The organism is Olsenella sp. An188, assembly GCF_002160255.1.
Taxonomy (GTDB): Bacteria; Actinomycetota; Coriobacteriia; order Coriobacteriales; family Atopobiaceae; genus Thermophilibacter; species Thermophilibacter avistercoris.
In genome coordinates, this window is the sequence record NZ_NFKF01000012.1 from 1 (window position 1) to 4,574 (window position 4,574).

General features: G+C 72.0%; 3 protein-coding genes. All 3 read right to left on the reverse strand.

The window, feature by feature from the left end; all coding sequences use genetic code 11:
- Positions 1-1,627: DNA polymerase III subunit gamma/tau (dnaX, locus tag B5F23_RS09455; RefSeq protein WP_143786406.1), on the reverse strand; the 1,627-nt coding region annotated here is incomplete at its 3' end.
- A 396-nt stretch (positions 1,628-2,023) separates the two neighbouring features.
- Positions 2,024-3,772: a PH domain-containing protein gene (locus tag B5F23_RS09460; protein ID WP_087354262.1), complete on the reverse strand. Its 1,749-nt coding sequence runs from the start codon at positions 3,770-3,772 to the stop codon at positions 2,024-2,026.
- On the reverse strand, positions 3,769-4,248 hold the full coding sequence (locus B5F23_RS09465) for a PH domain-containing protein (protein ID WP_087354264.1): 480 nt from the start codon (positions 4,246-4,248) through the stop codon (positions 3,769-3,771). Before B5F23_RS09465 ends, B5F23_RS09460 begins: the two co-directional genes overlap by 4 nt.
- Between the last annotated feature and the right edge of the window lie 326 nt (positions 4,249-4,574).

Here is a 4,574-nt window from a genome sequence, read left to right on the forward strand (position 1 = left end):
CCTGGCGCGCGCCGAACGACGCCGCGACGACCGGGTCGACGCTCGCCCGAACGTCCGAGCGCTCGAGCATGCGCGCGGCGAAGTGGGAGCCCTTCGGCAGCGAGATCGTGAGCTTCTCGCCGTCGTCGGACACCGCCGTGGACGAGAGGAGCAGCGAGCCCTTTGCCGGCACGCGCGCCACGAGCTCGTCCACGACCTTCTTCCAGGTGCGCTGGAGGTTGCCGTTGGAGAGGCCCGTGCCGCCAGCGCCGGGGCTGGCGGCACTCTGCTGAGCGGGCGCCACGGGAGCGAGGTGGTCGGCCGGCCGGGGAGCCGAGGCGGCCGCGGGCTCTACGTTCTTCTCGGCGGGAGACGGCGCGACGGTCGCCGGCCCGGGAGCCGCGACGACGGGTTGCGGCTGCTGCGGGGTCGCGGGCAGCTGCTCGAGGGTCTTCTCGACGACGGGGGCCGCGGCCGCCACAACGCCGGGGGTCGCGAGGATGGCCACCTGGCGCTCGAGGTCAGACACGCGCTCGGCGAGGGCCTCGAGCGTGAGGTCGCTCGCGGGCCGCGCGACGCGCGTGAGCGCAACCTCGAGAACGAGACGCTGGTTGGTGGCCGTGCGCATCTCGCCCGAGGCGTCGCCGAGAATGGTGAGGACGCGCGCGAGGCGGTCGGTCGACCCAAAGGCGGCGGCCTCCGCACGCAGCGCCTCGAGGTCGTCCCCGCGGGCCGCGACCACGTCGTCGGCGCTCGGGACGGCGGCCACGACGTAGACGTCGCGCACGTGCGCCGCAAGCTCGCGCGTGAACTGCAGCAGGTCGCGGCCCGCGTCCACGAGCTCGCCCACCTCGGCGAACAGCGCCGGCACGTCGCGGTGCGCCATCGCGCGCGAGACCTTGCCCAGCACCGCCCCGGACACCTCGCCGAGGAAGTCCGTCGCCGTGGCGAGGTCCACGCTGCCGGCCCCGAACACGGAGAGCTGCTCCAGGGTGGTCAGCGCATCGCGCATGCCGCCGCGGGCGTGGCGCACCACGAGCTCGAGCGCCGCCTCGTCGTAGGAGAAGCCCTCCTGGCGGCACACGTACGCGAGGTGGGCCTGCATCTCGTCGTTGCCGATGGCGTGGAAGTCAAAGCGCTGCACGCGCGAGAGGATCGTGGCGAGGATCTTCTGCGGGTCCGTGGTGCACATGACGAAGACCACGTGCTCGGGAGGCTCCTCGAGCGTCTTGAGCAGGGCGTTGAACGCCTGCGTAGTGAGCATGTGGACCTCGTCGATGATGTAGACCTTGCAGCGGCCCATCGTGGGCGCGTAGTTGACGCGGCTGATGATCTCCTCGCGCACGTTGTCCACGCCGGTGCGCGAGGCGGCGTCGAGCTCAATCACGTCCGGGTGCTCGCCGGCGGCAATGAGGCGGCACTGCTCGCAGGAGCCGTCGGGCAGGGCTGCCGGGCCCCTCTCGCACATGAGCGCCTTGGCCAGGATGCGGGCCATGGTGGTCTTGCCCGTTCCGCGCGGGCCGCAGAAGAGGTAGGCGTGGCTCGTGCGGTTCTCCAGCACGGCGCGCTTGAGCGTCTCGACCACGTGCGACTGGCCAACCACCTGCTCGAACGTCTGCGGGCGGTACTTGGTGTAGAGCGATTCCATGCGGCCTCCGGGCGACTTGGTTTGGAGGTTCCAGTATACCCGCGCGCCCGGACGCGCACCGCACGGCGGCAGGTTCTTCTCGCCGCGCAGGCCCCTGCGGCGAGAAGAACCCCGCAGGTGCTTAGGGATTCCGGGTTATGGCAGCCGCGGCCTCCGGAGCGCTTAGGAATCCGGGGTTGTCCCGCCACCCGGCGGGCGGGAGGGACGACGCGCCGTGCCATAACCCAGGATTGCTAAGCGGCGGGACAGTTCTTCTCGCCATAACGCGGTTTTCCTAAGCGCGCCGAGGGCCACGGCTGCCATAACCCCGGATTCCTAAGCGGATTGCGAGCCGCGATTGCCATAACCCGGAATCCTTAAGCAGTCCAAGAGGGACGGGCGAGAAGAACGCCCCGGCTATCCCCGCGGGCGAACCCAGGCGAGCAGCTCGTCGGCGGCGGCCGCGGGAACGTCACGCAGGCCGAGGCCGTCGGTGCGCTCGGCCGCCGTCCGGACCGAGACGGTTGCCACGCCGGCACGACGCTGGAAGGGGTTGGCGCGAAGCTCCACGTGCTGCAGCCGGCCGCGCGGCGCGATGACCGTCAGGCGCGTGAGGCCGCCGGAAACGAGCACCAGCTCGCGGGCGGTATGCCCATAGCGGGCCGCGCCCCACCCGCACAGGGCGTCAAGCACCAGCGCGGCGAGAAGCACGAGGCTCAGCACGGCAGCCGCGGCAACGAGCGGGCCCACGATCCACGCCGCGCGCGCCGCGAGGCCGGAGACCCCCGCAAGCCACAGGCCCGCGACGGCGAGACCCGCCGAGAACGGCCACCAGACGACGGCACGCAGCACCGCGCGCCGGCGGGCGACCGGACCGAGGCGCCCGAGCTCAACGTGGCCGAGGACGCCGGCGTAGCGCGGCAGCACCTCGGCGAGAAACGCGTCGAGCTCGTCTGTGCGGAGAAACGGGTGGAGCACCACGGTGCCCATGGGCTCGCCGCCCTCCTCGCCCGGGCCGGAGACCACCTGCGCCTGCACCTCGGCAAACCCCATGACCTGGCGGATGATCCCCTGGCGCAGAACCACGTGCTGCACCCGCTCGGTGGCGAGCGTGCTCGACGAGCGCGAGAGCAGGCCGTGCTCCACCACCACGCGGTCCTCGTAGCGCTCGACGCGATACCCGGCGTAGCGCACCAGGTTGAGCGCGAAGGAGACGACCGCCCCCAGCACCAGGACCGCGACGACAAACCATGCGACCACCGGGACGACGTCGCCGAGCGGAGTCGCGACGATCTCGTCGCCGGTGCCCGCGAGGTCGAGCACGCGCCACTCGATGAGCTGGTTAACGCCCTGGACGAGCATGATGACGAGCGCGAACGCCTGGCTCGCCACGCTCATCCGCGAGACGCAGGCGAGCACGAGCTCGCGGGTCGTGAGCGCATAGGTGGCGAGCGGTCCCTCGTCGCCCGCGGGAGCCGCCCCGGCGACGGTCGCGGGGTCGACGCCAGCCTCGCCCGCCTCGGCCACGCGCTTGCGGCGGAAGAGCTCCGCGCGCAGGGTCTCGGCCTCGCCGGCGCGCAGGCCGCGCAGCCTGGAGGCGTCCCCCTCGGAGGCGGCCGCGCCCGTGTCGAGGTCGAGGGTCATGAGGCCGAAGACGCGCTCGAGCAGCTCGGAGCGCATGGTGACGGTGTGGATGTGCTCGTAGGGAACCGTGAGGCTGCGGCGGGCGAACGGCCCCCAGCCCAAGCCCCAGCACACGACGAGCCCCGCACCCGTGAGCTCCCAGGTCCGGGCGCGCCACGTCAGAAAGCAGAGCAGCAGGCAGACGCCGAGGATCGCGGCAGCGGCGGCAACGAGCTTGGCGAGCGCCAGGAGGTCCCCTCCGAGGAAGTCCCCCACCAGGCCGAGGCCCACGAGCACGACAAAGCCCGAGGCCGCCTTGACCGCCTCGACCAGCACCGAGAGCGGGTTCGCCCGGTGGGTGCCGGAGAGGGCGGACGGCGCCGCGTCACCCTCGGGCTCAAAGAGGGAGCGGTGCGGCACGGCAAGTCGCTCGAGGTCGCGCTCGATTCCGGCGAGGCCGGACTCGGGTCGCCCGGGCGCGTCCTCCCTGCCGCCGAGCACGTCCGGAGCCGGGGGCCGCCCGTTCTTATCGCCGGCGCTCACACGTCCTCCTTGGCAAGGCGCGCGAGCTCAGCGACGCGGTCGCGCAGGGCCTCGGCATCTGCCTCCGCCAGGCCCGGGATCTCGAAGCTCTCCCCGGCCGTGGACACGGTCACGCTGGCCAGGCCATGCGCACGCAGCAGCGGCCCCTGCTTGGTCTGCACGTGCTGGACGCGCACGAGCGGCACGAGCACGCGCTTCTTCACAAAGACGCCGTGGTAGAGGTCGACGTCGGTCGGCGTGACGTCAAAGCGCCACGTAGCGTACTCGACGCGCGGGCTCACGAGAAGGTCGCCCAGGCAGATCGCCTCCACGACACCCGTGACGAGGTAGACCCAGAAGACGTCCCCGCCGAGGTGGCTCACCACGAGCCAGGCGGCCACCGCAAGCACGGCCACGACGGCCATCGCCACTACGTCGGACAGGTACCAGACGCGCAGCATGCGCGGGTCCAGGCGGTGGGCGGGCAGCTCTGACATGGGGCTCCTCTCGTCGGGGGCGCAGACATTATCGCATGGACGTCCCCGGCCCGCATGCGCTCGCCGGCCGCGGGCTCGCCCGGCCGCACGGTTCCGGAACTGTGCGGGGGGCGGGGCGAGAAGGGCGGCGGGGAGGTGCGGACGCTTAGGGAATCGGGGTTATGGCAATCGCGGCTCGCAATCCGCTTAGGAATCCGGGGTTGTCCCGACCTCGGGCGGGCGAGAGGGACGGCGCGCCGTGCCATAACCCCGGATTGCTAAGCAAAGACACGGGTTCTTCTCGCCATAACGCGGTTTTCCTAAGCGCGCCGAAGGGGGCGGCTGCC